Genomic DNA, 18,961 nt, shown 5'->3' on the forward strand with positions numbered 1-18,961 from the left:
TCGAGCTTAATCTATCACTTATCATTACTATTTCTCATGTTTATATTCGTATTGTCGTTCATCGACTTTCCTTGATAAGCAGCCGTTATAGCAAAATGAGAGATGGTCAGTAGTGTAACCACCTTGCAAAAACAAGAGGCGCGGCTTGCTTTTATGAGCAAAAAGCCGTAAAATCTTGCCTTTAATTTTTCCCTGTCGTGTTCGTCGTAAAAGCGTTGGTATAACATCAGCCACGGCACACGGGTTAAACGGAGTCATATAATGTACGCAGTAATCAAAACTGGTGGTAAACAGCACCGTGTAGTCGTCGATGAATTGCTTAAAGTTGAACTACTAAAAGCAGAAAAAGGCGAAACAATCAAATTTGAAGACGTGTTGATGGTTGTTGACGGCGATAACGTCAAAATCGGTCAGCCTGTTGTTGACGGTGCTAGCGTAGAAGTTGAAGTTGTCGAGCATGGTCGCGGCGAAAAAATCCGTATCATCAAGCACAACCGTCGTAAGCATTATCACAAAGAACAAGGTCACCGCCAATGGTACACCTTGTTAAAAATCAAAGCGATTAATGCCTAATTATTCATTTAGCAATTATTGCTAAATAGCGCACTAAATGCTTAAGAGTTATCGCATTAGCGATAAGTCAAATTAACAAGGAGATTTTCTCATGGCACATAAAAAAGCTGCCGGTTCGAGCCGTAACGGTCGTGATTCAAACCCAAAAATGCTAGGCGTAAAAATCTTTGGTGGCCAAGCTATCTCAGCTGGTAACATCATCGTTCGTCAACGTGGTACAGAGTTCCATGCAGGCGAAGGCGTTGGCATGGGTCGTGACCATACTTTATTTGCACTGAATGACGGTGTTGTAAAGTTTGCGACCAAAGGTAAATTTAACCGTCGTTATGTTACGGTTGAAAACGCATAATTATCTACTTAAGTTGTTTTATTCTTTGGATAAAATGATTGGATAATTAAAAAAGCCCCTGTTGCCTTATGGTAATAGGGGCTTTTTATATTTGTAGGCTTATATAAAATAATAATGACTCTTATGAGTGCTATCTTAGAAGCTATTATGATCATAGTTACTGTAGCTAAGAATACTAAATACAAAATTTTGCTGTGTCATTGTATTGGTTACAAGTGTGTATGGCAGCCGTAGTAAAGATTGCAAATCATGACTAGGCGCGTAATAAAAAAGCTGGCACACTATTGTCATTGCTGATGGTTACCCGTTTTATTTTGGTAAAATTAGTATTTATAGAAAACAAAAATTTCAATAAAACATTTTATTTTAAGCGACAATTTTTAAGCGACTATGCTTTTTTAGAGAGGATTTATGATGAACTTATCTACGACAAAATCAACCAAACAAAAAATGATGAGTGGTGCTTTAGCAGGTGTATTGATGACATCGCTAGGTATTGCCGCTCCAATGATGGCGCTAACTCAAACGGCTACCGCAGCTCCCGCTGATAATCTAACAGCTGCTAAACGTTTGAATAAACTACTAACGAATACTAAGAGCATGACAGCCAACTTTAGCCAAACGACCAAAGGCGCCAGTAGTGGTACGTTTACAGGCTCTATAAGTGTTCAACGTCCAAACAATTTTCGCTGGGAAACTAAGTCACCATCAGAGCAGCTGATTGTTGCGAATGGTAATTCTATGTGGGTTTACGACAAAGACCTAGAGCAAGCAACTAAACAAAACGTCGATAGCCAAGTAGGGAATACACCAGCTTTACTACTGTCAGGTGATCCGAGCAAAATTGATCAAAACTTTAAAATTACTCAGCCATACGACAACAAGAATTACTATGTGCTTTATCCTAAGTCAGAGAGCGCTAGCTTTAAGAGCCTTTCAATGAGCTTTAGTGGTGGTAAACCTGTCATGATGGTATTGAATGATACCTTGGGACAAACAACTTCTATTAAGTTCAGTAATATCAAGATGAATCCAAGTGTTGGCAGCAGTCAGTTTAAATTTACACCGCCAGAGGGTGTTGATGTTATTAATCAGTAATTAGCAAATATATTGTTAGGTTTTGATTCAAAATTAGCAATGTAATAAAAAGGACAGATCCTATGCGGTCTGTCCTTTTCTATGTGAGTCACTATAGTTTGGTTGGTAGATAAATTAAGACATGGATCTTATGGCTTCCATATCTGGCATAGGTGGAAGTTCATCTAGGTGGTTTAATCCAAACGCATCTAAAAACTGCGCTGTGGTATGGAGTAATGCAGGGCGACCTAGAGTGTCCTTAAAGCCTTTCTCAACAATCCATCCTTTATCAAATAACTGGCGCAGTATATTGCTCGATAATGTGACTCCGCGTACGTGCTCAATATCACTGCGTGTCACAGGTTGCTTATATGCAATAACACTCAAAGTTTCTAGTAAGGCTTGGCTCAGACGTTCCTGACGCTGCGGAAAAATGCGCTGGATTAAGCTGCTGTAGTCATCTGATATCTGTAAGCGATAACCGCTGGCGGTTTCATGTAGCCTTAGTACACCTGTATCTAAGCGTTTTTGCAGCACTTCCAAAGTCTGTTCTAATTCTTTAGTAGATAATGATAAATGTTTTTTCAACGCATGAGCTGTCAGCGGTGCCTCTGACGCATGTAATAGCACTTCAATACGCTTACTCATATCTTCAAGAGAAACATGATGCGCTTCAATTGATGACGTTATATGTGTTGATTCTAGGGTTTTATCATGCTGTTTTGAGTTTTCAATAGCTACCATCTAAAATGTGCTCTTATTTCAGTGTTGTTTTTTAATAGAGAGTAGGTCTAGGAGACAGTCGTGAAGCTGACTAGGCTAGCCACTGTAACGTAAGCATTGTAAGCTCACTGTCTACATCAGACAGCTCGTCATTGGAAACAGAGCTAACGATCTCGCTATCTGTCTCGATGTTAACCACACCAATCAGTTGGCGCTTTATGAGTTCAAGTACGGCGACGAAACTCACAACCACACCTATTTTACCTTGTGCTTTATCCAACAGCTCATAAAAGGAGCGCGCCCCATCCGTACTTAGTTGCCTGCTAATACTGGCAATACGATCGGCAAGTGGTACTGCATCAACTTTGATGGTATGCATTTGATAGTCGGGCTGTAATTGCATTTTGAACAAGCTATCAATCAGTAAGTTGGGCGAGTAGCTTGGCAGTTCTGCATTCATAACCTCTTGACCAGGCATACTGACCATTGCCAAAAACACATCACGCTCTAAGCGTACTAGATTGTCTAAGCGTTGACTGACCACTTTGATTTGCGCGTACGCTTCGAGGCGTTCAATGAGCTCTGCTTTTGGGTCACGCTCGTCGGTTGGAGTATCAGGAGCAGGTAATAGCAATTCGGTTTTAATAGCAATGAGCGTTGATGCCATCAGTAGATAGTCACCTGCTAACTCGAAGTGCTCGGTGTCCAACTCACTGATATATGATAAATACTGCTCAGTAATAGGCAGAATTGGCATTTGAGTCAAGTCGACGTTATTTTTCTTGACCAAATACAATAGAAAGTCTAATGGCCCAGCAAACTGCTCTAACCAAATAGCAAAGGCTTGCGGTGGTACATATAGATCTTCTGGCAAGTGCTGCACAGGCGTCTGATAGATACGCAGCGATATATCATGGTCAACTGTTTCATCATAGGCACTCTGATGATCCATAGGCTCAGAGGTTGAATCAGCCATAGCAGATAAGGCGACTTTGGACAAAGCCGCCTGTTTGGTATTTGGTTCAGTCTGCACGTTTAGCACCCGCTCTGATAAATTGCGCCAGTGAAGCGATTACTTAAGCTTAGCAAGTGGACGGATACCGATGGCACGACGAGCTTTATCCAGCTGCTTACGACTATGACGGCGGGCTTTGTTTGCACCCATCTGTAAGATTTCTTCTAACTCTTTTGGATTGGCCATCAGCTCTTCGTAACGTGCACGGAATGGCGCGATTTCGTCATTAATTTTATCAAATAGCGCTTGCTTAGCATCACCCCAACCAATACCAGCGGCATAACGCGCACGCATATCAGCAACTTCTTCAGCAGTAGCAAATGCTTTATAAATCTCAAAGATAGCGGATTCATCAGGATCTTTTGGCTCATCAGGCAGCTGTGAGTTAGTCACAATTTTCATGATAGCTTTGTGCATTTGTTTTTCAGGATTGACTTGTGGATTTGGCTCGCCAAATAGAGGAATAGTATTGCTATAGCTCTTACTCATCTTGCGTCCATCAAGCCCAGTAAGCAGTGGTATATCGTTATCAACAACTGCTGAAGGTAGCGTGAAAAGTGACTTATAACGATGATTAAAAGTACCTGCGATATCACGAGCCATCTCGATATGCTGTACTTGATCACGACCAACAGGCACATGAGTCGCATTAAACATCAAGATATCAGCAGCCATTAGCACGGGATAACCAAACAAACCCATGGTGACACCTTGATCAGGATCGACATCGGCTTTTTCTGTGTTGATATCGACCGCTGCTTTGTAAGCATGGGCGCGGTTCATTAAACCTTTGGCACATGAGCAGTTCAAAATCCAAGCCAGTTCTGGAATTTCAGGCACGTCTGACTGACGGTAAAACGTCACGCGCTCTGGGTCTAGACCACAAGCAATCCACGTAGCGGCAATGGCTCTCGTCGATTCATGAATGATAGCAGGGTCATAGCAACCGATAATGCCATGGTAGTCTGCTAAAAAGAAAAACGCTTCATGATCACTATTTTGAATAGACTCAATTGCTGGACGAATCGCTCCAACATAGTTACCTAAATGCGGAATACCAGTTGGTTTAATACCAGTCAGGATGCGTTTAGCTTCGGTTGAAGTATCAGAAGCTTGATTGTCAGGAGTGCTGTTATTGCTCATGGAAAATCCGTTATTTTGTTTATCAAATTATTATAAATGTATATCAAAAGTGCGAAATATTAGCTGCAAAGTATAGCAAACTTCATCAGTATTTTTGGGAATAAAGGCTTACTTATAGATATCAGTACGACCATTTGGCCCATGTTTAAAGCGGCGATGGAACCACATCCATTGGGTGGGATCAATACGAATAAGCCCTTCTAAGACTTCATTAACCCGAGTAGCATCAGCGACTTCATCTTTGCTCGGATAACCGTCTAATTCTGGCGTAATAGTCAAATGGTAATGAGGACGCTTACCACGCGGCAGATTGTCAGGTGTCTGTCGATAAGTATGCAATGCCATAACCGCTGGTGGTTTGGTTTTGTTGCCCATTTTTGCCATACGACGAGAGGCAGTAATAGTCGCTGCTGGTACACCAAAGAATGGCGCCATAACCCCTTGTTTTAGTCCATAGTCTTGATCAGGAGAGTACCAGATGACGTGTCCCGCTTTGATAGAGGTGACTAAGCTACGCATATCTCGGCTAGAGATTTGCTTACCAAATATATTGGTACGACCGTTATAGATAAACCAATCTAATAAAGGATTATTCTGTGTACGATACATACAGTCTACAGGGAAAAACTGTGCACTTAGCAAGCCGCCTAAATCGAGCATCGTGTAATGTGCACCTAGCAGGATAACTGGCCGCTGCTCATTTTGAGCATTGACCAAATGCTGTAGTCCTGAGATAGACACTGTTTTAGTAAACACATTTGGACGAAACCAAGCACATAACGTTTCAAACACACCAATACCTTGATTGACAAATACTTGCTTGGCCATTAATTCACGTTCAGCTTCAGGCTTCTCTGGAAACGCCAACTTCAGATTAATTAACGTATCGCGTCTACGTGAGCCAGCAGCTTTATAAATCAAACTACCAAGCTTACGACCTAGCCAAAATTGCCAACGTAATGGTAGATATATCATCGGCAACATGATCAAAAACAATAACCAAATGCCCCAGTACTTTGGCGCTAAGAACTGCCATTGAAATGGTTTTTTATCTGCTTGTGCGGTACGCTTATGATTTTGCGTAATCGTTGGCGTTCCAGCAGGTATGGCAGGCGACCTATGAGATTGGGCAGACTGCTGTTTCTTTGGTGGCACGCTATCAGTAGATGGTTTGCTAGGGTCGTATTGTTCTGGCGCTTTCATAATATCCTTCTACAGCAAGGTTTGAGGCATCATGGCTAATAATAAAAAGTTACTGATATGATGGGGTAGCATTAAATGCTTTGCAAGTTAGAATTTTTATAGATGCGCTACTTTGTAGTGTCGAAACAAACTCTAATGCTTTGACTATCAACTAAAAAGAACGAATGTTAGATTCATGATAATTATCAATATATCGCAAAGCTTGTTTGACTAAGTCAATCGTATAATTAACGCGCTATTAGTAGGCATAAAAAAACCTTATAAGCTGTGACCAGCTTATAAGGTTTTGCAAAACCAGACTCTTATTTAGTTTTGCTACTGAAGCTCTGAGAAAAAGACAACAGCAGCAAAAATATAAGAGAGAGTTTTGATTAACGTTTTGAGAACTGTGGACGTTTACGTGCTTTACGTAGACCCAGTTTCTTACGTTCAACTTGACGTGAATCACGAGTAACAAAACCAGCTGCTTTTAGGGCAGGCTTCAAAGTTTCGTCAGCTTCGATTAATGCACGTGTGATGCCGTGGCGGATTGCGCCAGCTTGACCAGTAGTACCACCGCCTGCAACAGTTACATATAAATCATATGCGTTAGCAGAGTCTAGTAGTTCTAATGGCTGACGTACAACCATGCGTGAAGTTTCACGGCTGAAGTATTCGTCAAGTGGCTTACCGTTAACAACGATACTACCAGTACCTTTTGATAAAAATACACGAGCAGTAGACGTCTTGCGGCGACCAGTTCCGTAATTGCGTTCCATAAGTATTCCTTAGATGTCTAGTTCTTTAGGTTGCTGTGCAGTATGTGGATGATCAGTACCCGCATAAAGTTTCAGCTTCTTGATCATCGCATAGCCAAGAGGGCCCTTTGGAAGCATACCCTTAACTGCTTTGTGTAGAACATCTTCAGGCTTATGTGCAAGCAACTTGTTGAAGTTGGTTTCTTTGATACCACCTGGGTAGCCACTGTGACGATAGTACTTTTTGTCTTGTGCTTTTTTACCCGTTACCGTGATTTTGTCAGCATTGATGACAACAATAAAGTCACCAGTATCAACGTGCGGAGTAAAAGAAGGCTTGTGCTTGCCACGTAAGCGAGTTGCGATTTGAGTGGCTAAGCGACCAAGGGTTTTGCCGTCAGCATCTACGACATACCAGTCATGGGTCACTTCAGCTGGTTTTGCACTAAGTGTTTTCATGATAAAACCTTAAAATTAGAATTCGTTGAGAGTTTAGCTGGGAACGGGGCTCTCAAAAAACAGACTGCACATTATAAGCAGTAGCGCCTACGCTTGCAAGCTGCATTGGGGTTTATTTTCGCCTTATATACATTAAACTGCAGCGTCGGCCAGTTTTTAGCGGTTCTAAACATTTGTAAAATATGTTAATGGCTATTATTAACCCGACAATTATGACGATGATAGACGATAAAGTCCAGCGACAACTTGTCCAACTTTGGTTTGTTTCAGGCATTCAAAAGCGATTGGTTGGTGAATAACGCTTAATGGCGAGCCTAATTTTTCATTTAGCGACGCTTCTAATTGCTTAAGCTGTGCTGACAAATCTTTATCAGCTTCTAAATAAATTAATGTTTCAGTATTAATTGAAGCGTTGATAATAAGAGACGTCAAAATAGGCTGCCATAAATCCTGAGCATAAGGCGGATCGATAAAGACAATGTTAAAAGGCCGATCAGTCAGCTGCTCTTGATTCAATATCTGCTCAGCAGTACCAGTGATGATTTGGTAAGAAGACGCCTCAAGGCGCAACTGCTCAGCACTCTGACGTAGCATGTTGCTTTGTGCTGGATTGATTTCGATAAATGTTGTGTGGGCAGCGCCGCGAGATAGCGCTTCAAACCCTAGTACGCCGCTACCAGCACAGCTATCGAGTACATAGGCGTCATGAATATCAGCGAGTAGCCAGTTAAATAAAGTCTCACGCAGTCGATCTGGGGTTGGGCGCAGACCATCTGCATCGATGAAACTTACAATACGGCGTTTAAACTGTCCACCAATGATACGCACATCACCTGCTGCTGCATTTTTCGCTTTACGGTGATTCTTTGATGCGCGTCCATTTGAGGCTTTTTTCATTATTGTGTCTCGCTTACCAGTTCTTTACTGGGTTTTACGGTTTAAATGGTTAGTTACTCAGACGTCGCTGTCGCTGTTTCGGCTTCCGCGGCTTCTTCCTTCTCCAATGCTTCTTCCTCTTTATCGCGAATAGCATCACGCATGGCTTTTTCGAAAGCTTTTTGGCGTTTAATAACTTTTAGTTCATCAGCAGAAGGCGGAAGTATAGGGTCTGTCTTGCGTTGTATCATCCAATAGTCAAATAGCGCACGGCCAATAGGAGCAGCAGTAGTACTACCACCACCGCCGTTTTCGACCAGTACGGCAAGCGCAATCTGTGGATCCTCTACTGGCGCAAAGCCATTAAACCAAGCATGATCCCAGTGGCGCTTATCGATTGCCGACTTGTCATAGCGTTTGCCTTGAGCGATAGATTTCACCTGTGCAGTACCTGTTTTACCAGCGATACGATAGCGCGGTGTATAGATGCCGCGCCCAGTACCACTTTTAACAGTGTCTTCCATAGCATCGTGCATGCGTAACCAGTCTGATGGCTTGCCGTTGTAATCAATTTTGCCATCTGGTTTAGTGATAATCTTGACGTCCGCAGCACCGTCACTGCTTTTTAATAAATGCGGGGTAATGTGCTGTCCTTTACTGGCCGTCATGGCGGTCGCGTTGGCAATCTGTAGCGGTGTCGCCAAGAAGTAACCTTGTCCAATACTGACCGAGATGGTTTCACCTGGTAGCCAGTCTTTATCGTAAGAATCTTTTTTCCATTTCGGCGATGGCATGATGCCTGATTTTTCGTTAGGCAAATCAATACCAGTATCTTCACCAAAGCCAAAGCGTACCATCCAATCGTGTAGACGTTGAATGCCCATCTCATAAGCCAATTTATAATAATAAGTATCAACTGACATCATGATAGATTTTTTGAGATCTACAGTACCATGACCACCACGTTTCCAGTCGCGGAAGCGATGGGTATCTCCTGGTAAGCTAAAATAGCCAGGGTCATAGATGGTACTGTTCCAATCGCGTAAACCATAATGAATACCGCCTAGACCCTCAAATGGCTTGATAGTGGAGCCAGGTGGGTAAGTACCTTGAAGCGCACGGTTATACAGTGGCTGATCCAGATCCTCACGCAGGTCATCGTAGTCTCTGTAAGAGATACCTGATATAAAAGGGTTGGGATCGTAACTTGGATTACTGACAAATGCTAAGACGTCCCCATTTTTTGGATCTATCGCAACGATTGCACCGCGGCGTCCATCAAGTTGCTGCTGAGCGATGGTTTGCAGACCATAATCTAAGCTTAACGTAATATCGTTACCAGCTATCGGCGGCTTAGTATCCAGTTGACGTAAAATATTGCCATGCGCATCTGTTTCGACCGATTGATAACCTGGTTGCCCAAGTAAGATATCTTCGTAGTAATCCTCGATACCAATTTTACCGATTAGGTCAGTACCAGCATAACGGTCTTTATCAATGCGTTTAGACTCTTTATCATTAATGCGGCCAACATAACCAATGACATGGGCAAACAGCTCATCATACGGATATGAGCGGGTAAGTTTGCTTTGGATAGAGACGCCGCGGAAAAACGGCTTACGCTCACTAAACTGAGCCAGTTGCGCTTCTGTTAAATCGATTTTGATGGTTACAGGATCATTCTTATTTTTACTTAGACGCGCCAAAATATCGGTAATATCTGTATCAGTTAAATCAAAAATAGGTGCAAGTAGATTTAACGTACGCTCTGGGTTCTCGACCTCATCAGGGCTTAACATCGCTGTAAAGACAGGCTGATTGTCTGCCAGTATGACCCCATTACGATCGTAAATATAACCACGGCTAGGCGGTGCAGATATCAGTTTAATACGGTTGTTATCTGCTTGCGTTGTGTACTGATCATGAGCGTAGACTTGCAAATACCCGTACCGTGTTATCAAACCGCCCAGACCAATCAATATTATAATCCCAAAAATGATAATACGATTGGTAAAGGTACTGTTGACCTGCTGGGTATTGGGAGTTATCGGTTTATTCATAGAAAATCAGAGCCCAAACGGTCAGTGAGTCAATAAAGGAAAAATAAGAGGGCAGGCTGGTTAACCAAAATGCGATGAATCTAAAGGATAATACAAGTGGTTTCAATCACATAGAAGATGTGATGTGAAAACGTCATGCATTCATTTATACGCAGATAGTCTTTGTTATTTCACTACAAATTATAACAGAACAAATGAGAAGACGCAGTATTCAGTCATATATTTTGTTCTGTTTGTCTATTAGCCAAAAACTGACTTATATTCGGGTCTTTGAGGGTTAAGGAGTGCTGTGAGATATATCATTTTTAGTTATAACTCGACTATGGTCTATATGTGCTAATAAATGGCAAGTATGCTAAAATCAGGCGATTTATTTTATAGTAGTTATTATGGGCGGAGCGTCTTTTGAAACGTTCTTATTTTGCTAAAGGTTCATCATCCTTAACGATAATATTAGCAACGACAATCAACCTGTCAGGGACTAGATAAGTCATGGACGTAAATTCACTATGGCAGACGATAGCTGAACACCCAGAGTTTTTCGCCATGCTGACTATTCCACCAGTGACAGCATTTGTCACTTGGTTACATGTGTGGATGGCGCTCAAAATGCTATTCTATCCGATTAAGTTTCGGGGTGTTCGTATTCCTAACTTCCCATTTTTTGGGTTGCCAGGGATCGGTTGGCAAGGTATCGTTCCGCGTAAAGCGGGCAAGATATCAGGCGTTATTGTTGACCAAACACTCTCAAAACTCGGTTCGCTTGATGAGTTTTTTCAGGCGATGGAGCCTGAGCAAACGGCGACATTTGTCACTGATACGGTTGACAGGAATCTTGAGCCTTTGATAGATGAGATTATGCTGGATCATTCGCCAGCATTGTGGGGCAATCTACCGTACGCGATTAAGCGTCGTGTCTATGCTCAAGCACATCAAGAGCTACCCAGTATTATGCAGTCGCTTGTAACAGATTTGACCCACCATGTCGAAGATCTAGTCGATATGCGTAAGATGATCGTTAATACGATGGAAAACGATCGTCGCCTGATGGTCAATATGTTTCTAAAGGTCGGGCAAAAAGAGATCGATTTTATCTGGCATATCAGTGCTTTGATTGGTTTGGTATTTGGTATTATCCAAATGTTTATATTTTTGATGGTACCCCAGCATTGGACCGTACCGTTTTTTGCTGCGATTTGGGGCTTTCTCACCAATTGGATTGCTATTTGGATGGTGTTTAATCCAGTAGAGCCGCACTTTATACCTTACTTGAAGCTATTTACAGTGCAGAGTCGCTTTCCATTTATCAAACCAGTCATACCACATATTGCAAAGTATCGTTTGCAAGGCGGCTTCATGAAGCGCCAAGAGGAAGTCTCTGAGGTTTTTGCTGAGATTGTGGTAAAAGATTTGGTCACTTTAGAAAACATTATGAATGAAATGATGTATGGTGACCGCTCAGCACAAACGCGCGACTTGATGAAATCGCATCTATATACGGTGCTTGAGTCGCCAGTGATTAGCACAACATTACGTGTGGGCTTGGGTCGCCGTGATTATGGACAATTAAAAAATACCATTATCGACAAGTCTATTGTCGCAACGATGGTACCATTGCGAGATCCTGAGCTAAACGAAAGCCGAGCCAGTAAGATATTTGGTCTGTTTCGCGATAGAATACGTGCGCTCACGCCAAATGAATTTCAGAATCTATTGCGTCCAGCTTTTCGTGAGGATGAGATGACGCTGATTGTTTTGGGCGGTCTGACCGGTTTTCTAGCAGGTTGGTTACATTTAGTGTTAGTATTTTTCCCCTCAGTGCAGTAATGCGTGAATAAGTATTTTTAAATAATAATGAGCTGCTGTACTGAATAAGCTTCGAATAACTAAAAAATGCAGAATTAACAATAGATAAGCATTTTGTATCAATCATTCATATTGGTACGTCACAACGATAGTAGCGGGTTTTATGTGCTTCTACAGCAATTGAAACCTCAGTTTTTAACCGTAAACTATGACCGCATAAAGGATTATTAGCGTTTGCCGGTGGCTAGCAATGCCATCGGTGAACCCTTAATTGTATCCAAGGTAAACAAGGTTAGACCGTATGTTAATCACAGAATTGGGTTATTTTGCCTTGCTGGCCGCTTTTATACTGGCGATTTTGCAGGTGGTACTACCAACCATTGGCGTCATGCGTGACCACGTCGCTTGGCAGCGTTTGGCGCCAAGTCTGGCATGGGCACAATTTGCGGCAATGATTACATCATTCGCTGCGCTGATGGCAGGCTTTTATTACAATGATTTTAGTCTCGTCTATGTCACTCAGCACTCAAATACATTGCTACCTTGGTACTACAAGTTGTCTGCGACATGGGGCGGGCATGAAGGCTCGTTGCTGCTTTGGATGACTATCATGGCCACTTGGTGTGCGTTGGTCTCATATTTCAGCCGTGGGCTGCCGTTATCTATGCGTGCGCGAGTGCTTGTGATACTAGCAGGCGTGCAGATGATGATGCTAGCGATGCTTATCTTTACCTCATCACCATTTGATCGCACATTGCCTAATCTGCCTGTTGACGGCGCGGATCTCAACCCTGTATTGCAAGATTTTGGTTTGATCATTCACCCACCGATGCTCTATATGGGCTATGTGGGCATGGTTGTACCATTTGCGTTTTGTATGGCAGCATTGTGGGAAGGGCGTTTGGATGCAGTATGGACACGCTGGTCGCGTCCATGGGCATTGGCTGCTTGGGGTTTCTTGACAGTCGGTATCGCACTTGGCTCATGGTGGGCTTATTATGAGCTTGGCTGGGGCGGTTGGTGGTTCTGGGATCCAGTAGAGAACGCCTCATTGATGCCATGGCTGGCAGGGACAGCGCTACTGCATTCACTTGCTGTCACCGAAAAACGCGGTGTATTTAAAGCATGGACAATCATGCTTGCAATCTTTGCTTTTGCGCTCAGTTTGCTTGGTACATTCTTGGTACGTTCAGGTGTTATCACGTCAGTGCATTCATTTGCCGCTGATCCCACGCGTGGTCTGGTGATTCTAGTGATCCTTGGTATCATCGTCGGCGGTGGTCTGTTGATGTTCGCTGTACGCGGCTGGCGTTTGACGGTCGAGAGTCAATATCGACTTATCTCACGTGAATCATTTTTGGTGATTAACAACGTTATTATTCTGATTTCAACCTTAGTAGTGCTACTTGGTACGCTCTATCCTATTATTGCTGATGCCTTTAATTTAGGTCAGGTGTCTGTTGGCCCTCCATACTTCAACGCATTATTTGTGCCGTTGACGTGGCTACTATTAGTGGCAATGGGTATGGGTTCTAATATCCGCTGGAAACAAGACAGCCGTCCGTTATTAGGCGCTGGCATGGTCATCGCGGTAAGTAGTTTGGTATTGGCCGCCATTATTACCTATTTCACCAGTCCATCAGCGATGCTAAATATTGGTGTCACATTGGTCGTGAGCTTTTGGGTACTGTTATGGATGGTTGTCGACTTCAAAGATAAAACCAAAAATGCACCAAGTCGCTTAAAGGGCTTACGTCAGTTGCGTCTAAGCTATTGGGGTCAACAAACCGCTCATATTGGCGTCATCATTGCAGTCATCGGTGTGGCATTTACCAGCACGTTGAGCATTGAGCGTGATGTGGCATTAGGGCCTAATGATAGTGTGAATGTACAAGGTTATGACTTTACTGTACAAGGCTTCCGTGAAGTAAAAGGTAGTAACTTTGATGCCACACAAGCAGAAGTAATGGTCAGTAAAGACGGTCAAAAGGTGACCACGTTATACCCTGAGAAGCGTAACTACATTATCAGTATGATGCCGATGACAGAGGCTGCGATTGACGCCAACCTGATGCGCGATGTCTACGTAGCACTTGGTGAGCCGATTGCTGAAGACAGCAATGAATGGGCTTTTCGAATCTATGTTAAACCGCTTATTCGCTGGATATGGTTGGGTGCGCTGATCATGGCGTTTGGTGCATTACTCAGTATGCTAGACAGTCGTTATCGTATCAAAAAAACCAAAACACCTGCGCAAATTGCGGCTAAAAAATCAGGCTTTGCTACAGTTGCAGATTTAGATACGTCAGCTACAAAGATAGGGGAGCGTTGATATGACTACCTCAAACAATGAATCTGATAACAAAGTTCAACAAGCAACCGTCAACGGTAGCAAAACGACAATTAGCAATAAAGCGAAAAGTAAGAAAAAGCTAAAGATTGGATTTTTGATTCCGTTGGTTATCTTTATTGGCTTGGTCGCTATACTCTATATGCGTTTGGGCAAACCGACTGATATCGTGACCAATACGGCTCTTGAACGCCCAGTACCTGCCTTTGAACTGCCGTTGTTATCAGATACCAGTCGTATTATGACCAATGACAATCTGCCAGATAAGCCATTTTTAATGAATATCTGGGGCTCTTGGTGCCCAACTTGTATCATTGAGCATCCATTTTTGATGGAGCTAGAAGAGCGCGGCGTTAACTTAGTGGGTATCAATTACAAAGATGATATTGGCGATGCATTAGGGTATCTGAATCGCGGTGGTGATCCGTTCTCTATGTCTATTCAGGACTTGTCAGGACAGTTTGCTTTAGACTTGGGTCTGACAGGTGCGCCTGAGACTTTCATCGTCGATGGTGAAGGGGTTATTCGTCAGCATATCGTCGGTGAAATCAACGAAAGCAATTGGCAAAGTCGTATTACGCCTTGCTTGATGGTACTCAATGAGGCTAGCAATAATGGGGTTAGTCCAGATCCTAGTCAAGTTGCGGAGGTGTGCAAATGATAGCCCATCAAATAAGAAGTGCGACTATCAAGTTAGCAAGCTTGCTGATCGCCTGTCTATTCAGCATGGCCAGTTTTGCTGCAATTGATGTCTATGACTTTGACTCTGTGCAACAAGAAGCACAATATCGTGGTCTCATCGAAGAGCTACGCTGCCCAAAATGCCAGAATCAAAATTTGGCAGGGTCTGATGCACCCATTGCGCAAGACTTAAAACAAAAGACCTATGATTTGATAAAAGATGGTCGTAGTGATGGCGAGATTCGAGCGTATATGCAAGAACGCTACGGTGACTTTATCAGCTATAAGCCACCGATACGTCCTTCAACATGGATTTTATGGTTTTTCCCACCATTACTATTGATCGTTTTGCTAGTTGGTTGGTTTTGGCAAAGCAAACGTCGTCAGCTCGTCGCTAGTGGCGAGGGTGGTGTGACAGTAGACAACAATATAAAAGCATTGTCTGCCGCTGAAAAAGCAGAACTTGATCGCTTATTGTCACGAGCTAATAATGATGACAAAGACGACACTACAAGCCTTGGGGGCAAAAAATGACCATATTTTCTACTGTTGGCTTATTTATTGCGCTAAGTTTACTTGTCGCTTTGTTACTGGGTGTTATCACCATTAAACCATGGTTAAAAGCACCTCATTCACATAGTAAGCCTTTGGACAATCAACTACTAGATATCAACGTTGCTGTGTTCCGTGAGCGACTAGCAGAACTGAAAACAGATAAAGACAGTGGCGTTATTGATGATCATCATTATCAAAACCAAAAACTTGAGCTTGAACGTCAGCTTCTGGATGCCCAGCGTGAAGTCTCACCGATGGTCACGCCAGGTATCAAAAGCCGATTGATTGTTATCGTTTGGGTACCTGTGTTGACTGCCATGGCATATCTGATGGTCGGTGATCGCACACCCGTATTTGAGCTGTGGGCTGCTGAGGACAAAGTTGGCCAAGTGGCGGATGATCTATTAGCAGGTAGAATCGATCAGCCACCTGCTTGGGCAATTGAAGATGGTAATCAGCTGATTAGTGCCATGCAGACTAACGTCTATCGTCATGCTAGTGACTACAATCGCTGGATGCGCCTATCAGAGCTGTTCTTATCATTAGAAGCGACTGATTCGGCGTTAGAGGCGTTGTCGCGCGCTTATCGTCTATCACCTGACAACGAAGAAATTGCGACTACTTATGCGCAGATCAGTTTCTTTGCTAATAAAGGTCAGTTAGATGCAAATAGCCGCCGAGTATTAGAAAATATACTAGCCAAAAACCCAGAGCATGAAGGCGCACAAATGCTTATGGCGATGGGTGAAGCACGTGCTAGTAACTTCGATCAAGCACAAGGCTGGATTAAGCGTCTGCGTGAGAGTATTGCAGCCAAACCGGGGGATCACACGCAAGCGCTATCAAGTCTAGACGAGCTTAGTGCTAATGTTGTGATGCAGCAGCAGCAAGCCTCTGAAGGCGTCGAAGTGACGGTCAAAGTCAATGCCAGTCTACTACCGTTGGTAAAAGCTGACGATACACTGTTTGTAGCGATACGTGATGTAAAAGGTGGTCCACCATTTGCGGCGAAGCGTCTACCAATCAGCAATATCAAGCAAGGCGAAGCCGTTATTAGTCTAAGTGATCTTGATGCTATGATGCCAGAGCGTACTCTCGGGTCGGCTCGTTCTGATAAAGTACAGCTAGCGGTCATCGCTCGTATCAGCCATAGCGGTAATGCTACCGCAGAATCAGGTGACCTTTCTGGCAACCCAGTGGTCATCGGCGCAGAACAAACTGAGGTTAATGTGGAAATCAATCAGCAAGTTCCATAGTTATAGCAGTATAAATACCTAACGAAAAAGGTATTTATTATATAGGTGCTGTTGCTCAGCATAGCCGTGAGCAACAGTGCGATGATTGACTTGATTAGAAGAGGTGTGAAGTTAATTCAGGTAGTTAAATAAATATTCTAAACACGGTCAATCTTCTACTTTTTATTCTGAATTGACTACATATGAACACATAAGTCATGCCAACTTATCACATCAATAATGAAAATACTTGAGCTTTGCAGGGCCACAAGGTAAGGTAGCTTTGCAAACAAATAATCCCTGGGTTTTATTAATCCCAAAATCCTATCTATTAAGGAGAGTCGTGTAATGATGCGTATTATTTTACTAGGACCACCAGGCGCCGGTAAAGGTACCCAAGCCCAGTTTATTTCTAAAGAATATGATATTCCACAGATCTCAACTGGCGACATGCTACGTGCAGCAATCAAAGAAGGTAGCGAGCTTGGCAAAAAAGCCAAAGATATCATGAATGCTGGTGGTTTGGTTTCTGATGACCTTATTATCAACCTAGTGAAAGAGCGTATTGCTAAGCCTGATTGTGTCAATGGTTGTATTTTAGATGGTTTCCCGCGTACTATTCCTCAAGCGCAAGCACTTGCAGACGCTGATGTTGCTATTGACCATGTGGTTGAGATCAGTGTTCCTGATGACGAAATCGTTAACCGTCTATCTGGCCGTCGTCAGCATCCAGGTTCAGGCCGTGTGTATCATATCCATCACAATCCACCAAAGGTTGAAGGCATCGATGACGTCACTGGTGAAGCGCTTATCCAGCGTGAAGATGACCAAGAAGCGACTATTCGTGATCGTCTGTCTACTTATCATGAGCAAACGTCAGCATTGGTTGGTTTTTACCAAGACAAAGCTAAAGAAGGCGATGACGCACCTAGCTATGACAAGTTTGATGGTACGCAAGGTATCGATGATGTTAAGCAGCAAATCTTGTCTGCACTAAAAGGCTAATTGTCGATTGTAGCTAATTGATTTAGCCAGTCGATGTAGTCATTGAAGACCCTGTTTGATAACAGGGTTTTTTTATGGCTGATGACTTTGTGCGTTATGAAAACATAGCCACAAAAAAACCGCTCACTCATTATAAGTAAACGGCTCTTTTATCAACATATATAACTTATAAAGCTCATATACTTTTGATTAATACCTATGCATTACCTTGAGCATCCACTTGCGCTTGCTGCTGGCTTTGCGCGTATGCTTGATCGAAGTTCACAGGTGCTAGTAGCAATTGTGGGAAGCTACCACGTGTTACGATGTCACTGATGACTTCACGAGCGTATGGGAACAACACATTAGGGCAATATGCACCTAGGATTTGACCGATTTGGTCTTCTGGAATGTCTTTTAGTAAGAAGATACCTGCTTGATGCACTTCAGCGATAAACGCTGCTTCTTCCGCATTTTTGGCAGTAACGCTCACAGTTAAGATGATTTGATAATGATCGTCATCTAATTTTTCAGCGTTGCTAGACAAATTGATATCAAGCTCTGGGTTCCACTCTTTGGTGAATACGCCAGCGCCTGGAACTTCAAGTGACATATCTTTTACATAGATACGTTCTAGTGCCAATTGTGGTTGTGCTTGTTCTTCAGCCATGGTAAATCCTCTAAAATTAAATCAAATGATTGGACAAATCGTCATTTTAATAAAAGTTTATTGTAATATAAATCAAGACGAAAGCTTGATGTTTTTTATCATTACTTCTTAATGTTCTATTAAAATTCGCCGCTGCCTATCTTTACATAGATAAAGACAGACAGTAAAGAGATGTAGCAGATTAACCAGCCAATAGCTCGTCAAGTTTGCCTTGCTGGTTCATTTGGTTGAGCTCATCAAAACCACCAACAAAGGTTTCACCAACAAAGATTTGCGGCACAGTGCGGTAGTTGTTGGTCTTTTTCATTAATGCTTGACGCTCTTCGCTGCTCATATCGTGCATACCGATTTCTTCATAATCAACGCCTTTGGTTTTTAGTAGTTGTTTGGCGTTTGAGCAGTATGGGCAGATAGGGGTAGTATAAACTTTAACAGATACAGTCATGGTAAATCCTTATTTATAAA

At 42.8% G+C, this 18,961-nt stretch carries 19 protein-coding genes; 9 read left to right on the forward strand and 10 right to left on the reverse strand.

The window, feature by feature from the left end; all coding sequences use genetic code 11:
• The first annotated feature begins 261 nt into the window (after positions 1-261).
• From rplU to lolA, 3 genes are all read left to right on the forward strand, one after another.
• The gene (gene rplU, locus ACT3QQ_RS06660; RefSeq protein WP_057761012.1) at positions 262-573 is read left to right on the forward strand and encodes a 50S ribosomal protein L21; all 312 of its coding nucleotides are present in this window, start codon (positions 262-264) and stop codon (positions 571-573) included.
• Between the two features lie 91 nt (positions 574-664).
• On the forward strand, positions 665-922 hold the full coding sequence (rpmA, locus tag ACT3QQ_RS06665; RefSeq protein ID WP_444520592.1) for a 50S ribosomal protein L27: 258 nt from the start codon (positions 665-667) through the stop codon (positions 920-922).
• A gap of 411 nt (positions 923-1,333) precedes the next feature.
• Positions 1,334-2,020 (forward strand): outer membrane lipoprotein chaperone LolA, encoded by a 687-nt coding sequence (lolA, locus tag ACT3QQ_RS06670; protein ID WP_444527390.1) that lies wholly within the window; start codon positions 1,334-1,336, stop codon positions 2,018-2,020.
• A gap of 114 nt (positions 2,021-2,134) precedes the next feature.
• Here lolA and scpB read toward each other — a convergent pair whose 3' ends face one another.
• The 8 genes from scpB to mrdA all read right to left on the reverse strand — a co-directional run bounded on the left by scpB (position 2,135) and on the right by mrdA (position 10,215).
• Positions 2,135-2,647 carry an SMC-Scp complex subunit ScpB gene (gene scpB, locus ACT3QQ_RS06675; protein ID WP_444527422.1) on the reverse strand — a complete coding sequence of 171 codons (513 nt, stop codon included), beginning with the start codon at positions 2,645-2,647 and terminating at the stop codon, positions 2,135-2,137.
• A gap of 166 nt (positions 2,648-2,813) precedes the next feature.
• Positions 2,814-3,674 (reverse strand): segregation and condensation protein A, encoded by an 861-nt coding sequence (locus tag ACT3QQ_RS06680; RefSeq protein ID WP_444527423.1) that lies wholly within the window; start codon positions 3,672-3,674, stop codon positions 2,814-2,816.
• Between the two features lie 120 nt (positions 3,675-3,794).
• Positions 3,795-4,880 carry a tryptophan--tRNA ligase gene (locus tag ACT3QQ_RS06685; RefSeq protein WP_444527391.1) on the reverse strand — a complete coding sequence of 362 codons (1,086 nt, stop codon included), beginning with the start codon at positions 4,878-4,880 and terminating at the stop codon, positions 3,795-3,797.
• Positions 4,881-4,988: 108 nt separating this feature from the next.
• Positions 4,989-6,083, reverse strand: a complete 1,095-nt coding sequence (locus tag ACT3QQ_RS06690) for an LpxL/LpxP family acyltransferase (RefSeq protein WP_444527392.1) — start codon at positions 6,081-6,083, stop codon at positions 4,989-4,991.
• A 371-nt stretch (positions 6,084-6,454) separates the two neighbouring features.
• A complete protein-coding gene (gene rpsI, locus ACT3QQ_RS06695) occupies positions 6,455-6,841 on the reverse strand; it encodes a 30S ribosomal protein S9 (protein WP_444520596.1) in 387 nt (128 codons plus the stop codon).
• Between the two features lie 9 nt (positions 6,842-6,850).
• The gene (gene rplM, locus ACT3QQ_RS06700) at positions 6,851-7,279 is read right to left on the reverse strand and encodes a 50S ribosomal protein L13 (RefSeq protein WP_057761004.1); all 429 of its coding nucleotides are present in this window, start codon (positions 7,277-7,279) and stop codon (positions 6,851-6,853) included.
• Between the two features lie 210 nt (positions 7,280-7,489).
• A complete protein-coding gene (rsmD, locus tag ACT3QQ_RS06705; RefSeq protein ID WP_444527393.1) occupies positions 7,490-8,176 on the reverse strand; it encodes a 16S rRNA (guanine(966)-N(2))-methyltransferase RsmD in 687 nt (228 codons plus the stop codon).
• A 53-nt stretch (positions 8,177-8,229) separates the two neighbouring features.
• A complete protein-coding gene (gene mrdA, locus ACT3QQ_RS06710) occupies positions 8,230-10,215 on the reverse strand; it encodes a penicillin-binding protein 2 (RefSeq protein WP_444527394.1) in 1,986 nt (661 codons plus the stop codon).
• Positions 10,216-10,707: 492 nt separating this feature from the next.
• On the opposite strand from mrdA, the gene ACT3QQ_RS06715 reads away from it, so the two are divergent.
• The 6 genes from ACT3QQ_RS06715 to adk all read left to right on the forward strand — a co-directional run bounded on the left by ACT3QQ_RS06715 (position 10,708) and on the right by adk (position 17,847).
• Entirely contained in the window at positions 10,708-12,042 is a 1,335-nt protein-coding gene (locus ACT3QQ_RS06715; protein WP_444527395.1) for a hypothetical protein, read from the forward strand.
• A gap of 280 nt (positions 12,043-12,322) precedes the next feature.
• On the forward strand, positions 12,323-14,353 hold the full coding sequence (locus ACT3QQ_RS06720) for a heme lyase CcmF/NrfE family subunit (RefSeq protein ID WP_444527396.1): 2,031 nt from the start codon (positions 12,323-12,325) through the stop codon (positions 14,351-14,353).
• Between the two features lies 1 nt (position 14,354).
• On the forward strand, positions 14,355-15,032 hold the full coding sequence (locus ACT3QQ_RS06725) for a DsbE family thiol:disulfide interchange protein (RefSeq protein ID WP_444527397.1): 678 nt from the start codon (positions 14,355-14,357) through the stop codon (positions 15,030-15,032).
• Positions 15,029-15,586 carry a cytochrome c-type biogenesis protein gene (locus ACT3QQ_RS06730; RefSeq protein ID WP_444527398.1) on the forward strand — a complete coding sequence of 186 codons (558 nt, stop codon included), beginning with the start codon at positions 15,029-15,031 and terminating at the stop codon, positions 15,584-15,586. The genes ACT3QQ_RS06725 and ACT3QQ_RS06730 overlap by 4 nt, the downstream gene beginning before the upstream one ends.
• The gene (gene ccmI, locus ACT3QQ_RS06735) at positions 15,583-16,863 is read left to right on the forward strand and encodes a c-type cytochrome biogenesis protein CcmI (RefSeq protein ID WP_444527399.1); all 1,281 of its coding nucleotides are present in this window, start codon (positions 15,583-15,585) and stop codon (positions 16,861-16,863) included. Before ACT3QQ_RS06730 ends, ccmI begins: the two co-directional genes overlap by 4 nt.
• Positions 16,864-17,193: 330 nt before the next feature.
• Positions 17,194-17,847 (forward strand): adenylate kinase, encoded by a 654-nt coding sequence (gene adk, locus ACT3QQ_RS06740; protein ID WP_444527424.1) that lies wholly within the window; start codon positions 17,194-17,196, stop codon positions 17,845-17,847.
• 196 nt (positions 17,848-18,043) lie between these two features.
• Here adk and secB read toward each other — a convergent pair whose 3' ends face one another.
• Positions 18,044-18,496: a protein-export chaperone SecB gene (gene secB / locus ACT3QQ_RS06745; RefSeq protein WP_444523163.1), complete on the reverse strand. Its 453-nt coding sequence runs from the start codon at positions 18,494-18,496 to the stop codon at positions 18,044-18,046.
• 181 nt (positions 18,497-18,677) lie between these two features.
• Positions 18,678-18,941, reverse strand: coding sequence for a glutaredoxin 3 (gene grxC / locus ACT3QQ_RS06750; protein ID WP_021813631.1), 264 nt, complete (start codon positions 18,939-18,941; stop codon positions 18,678-18,680).
• Positions 18,942-18,961: the final 20 nt, after the last annotated feature.

The organism is Psychrobacter sp. AOP7-A1-24 (assembly GCF_052376235.1).
Taxonomy (GTDB): domain Bacteria; phylum Pseudomonadota; class Gammaproteobacteria; order Pseudomonadales; family Moraxellaceae; genus Psychrobacter.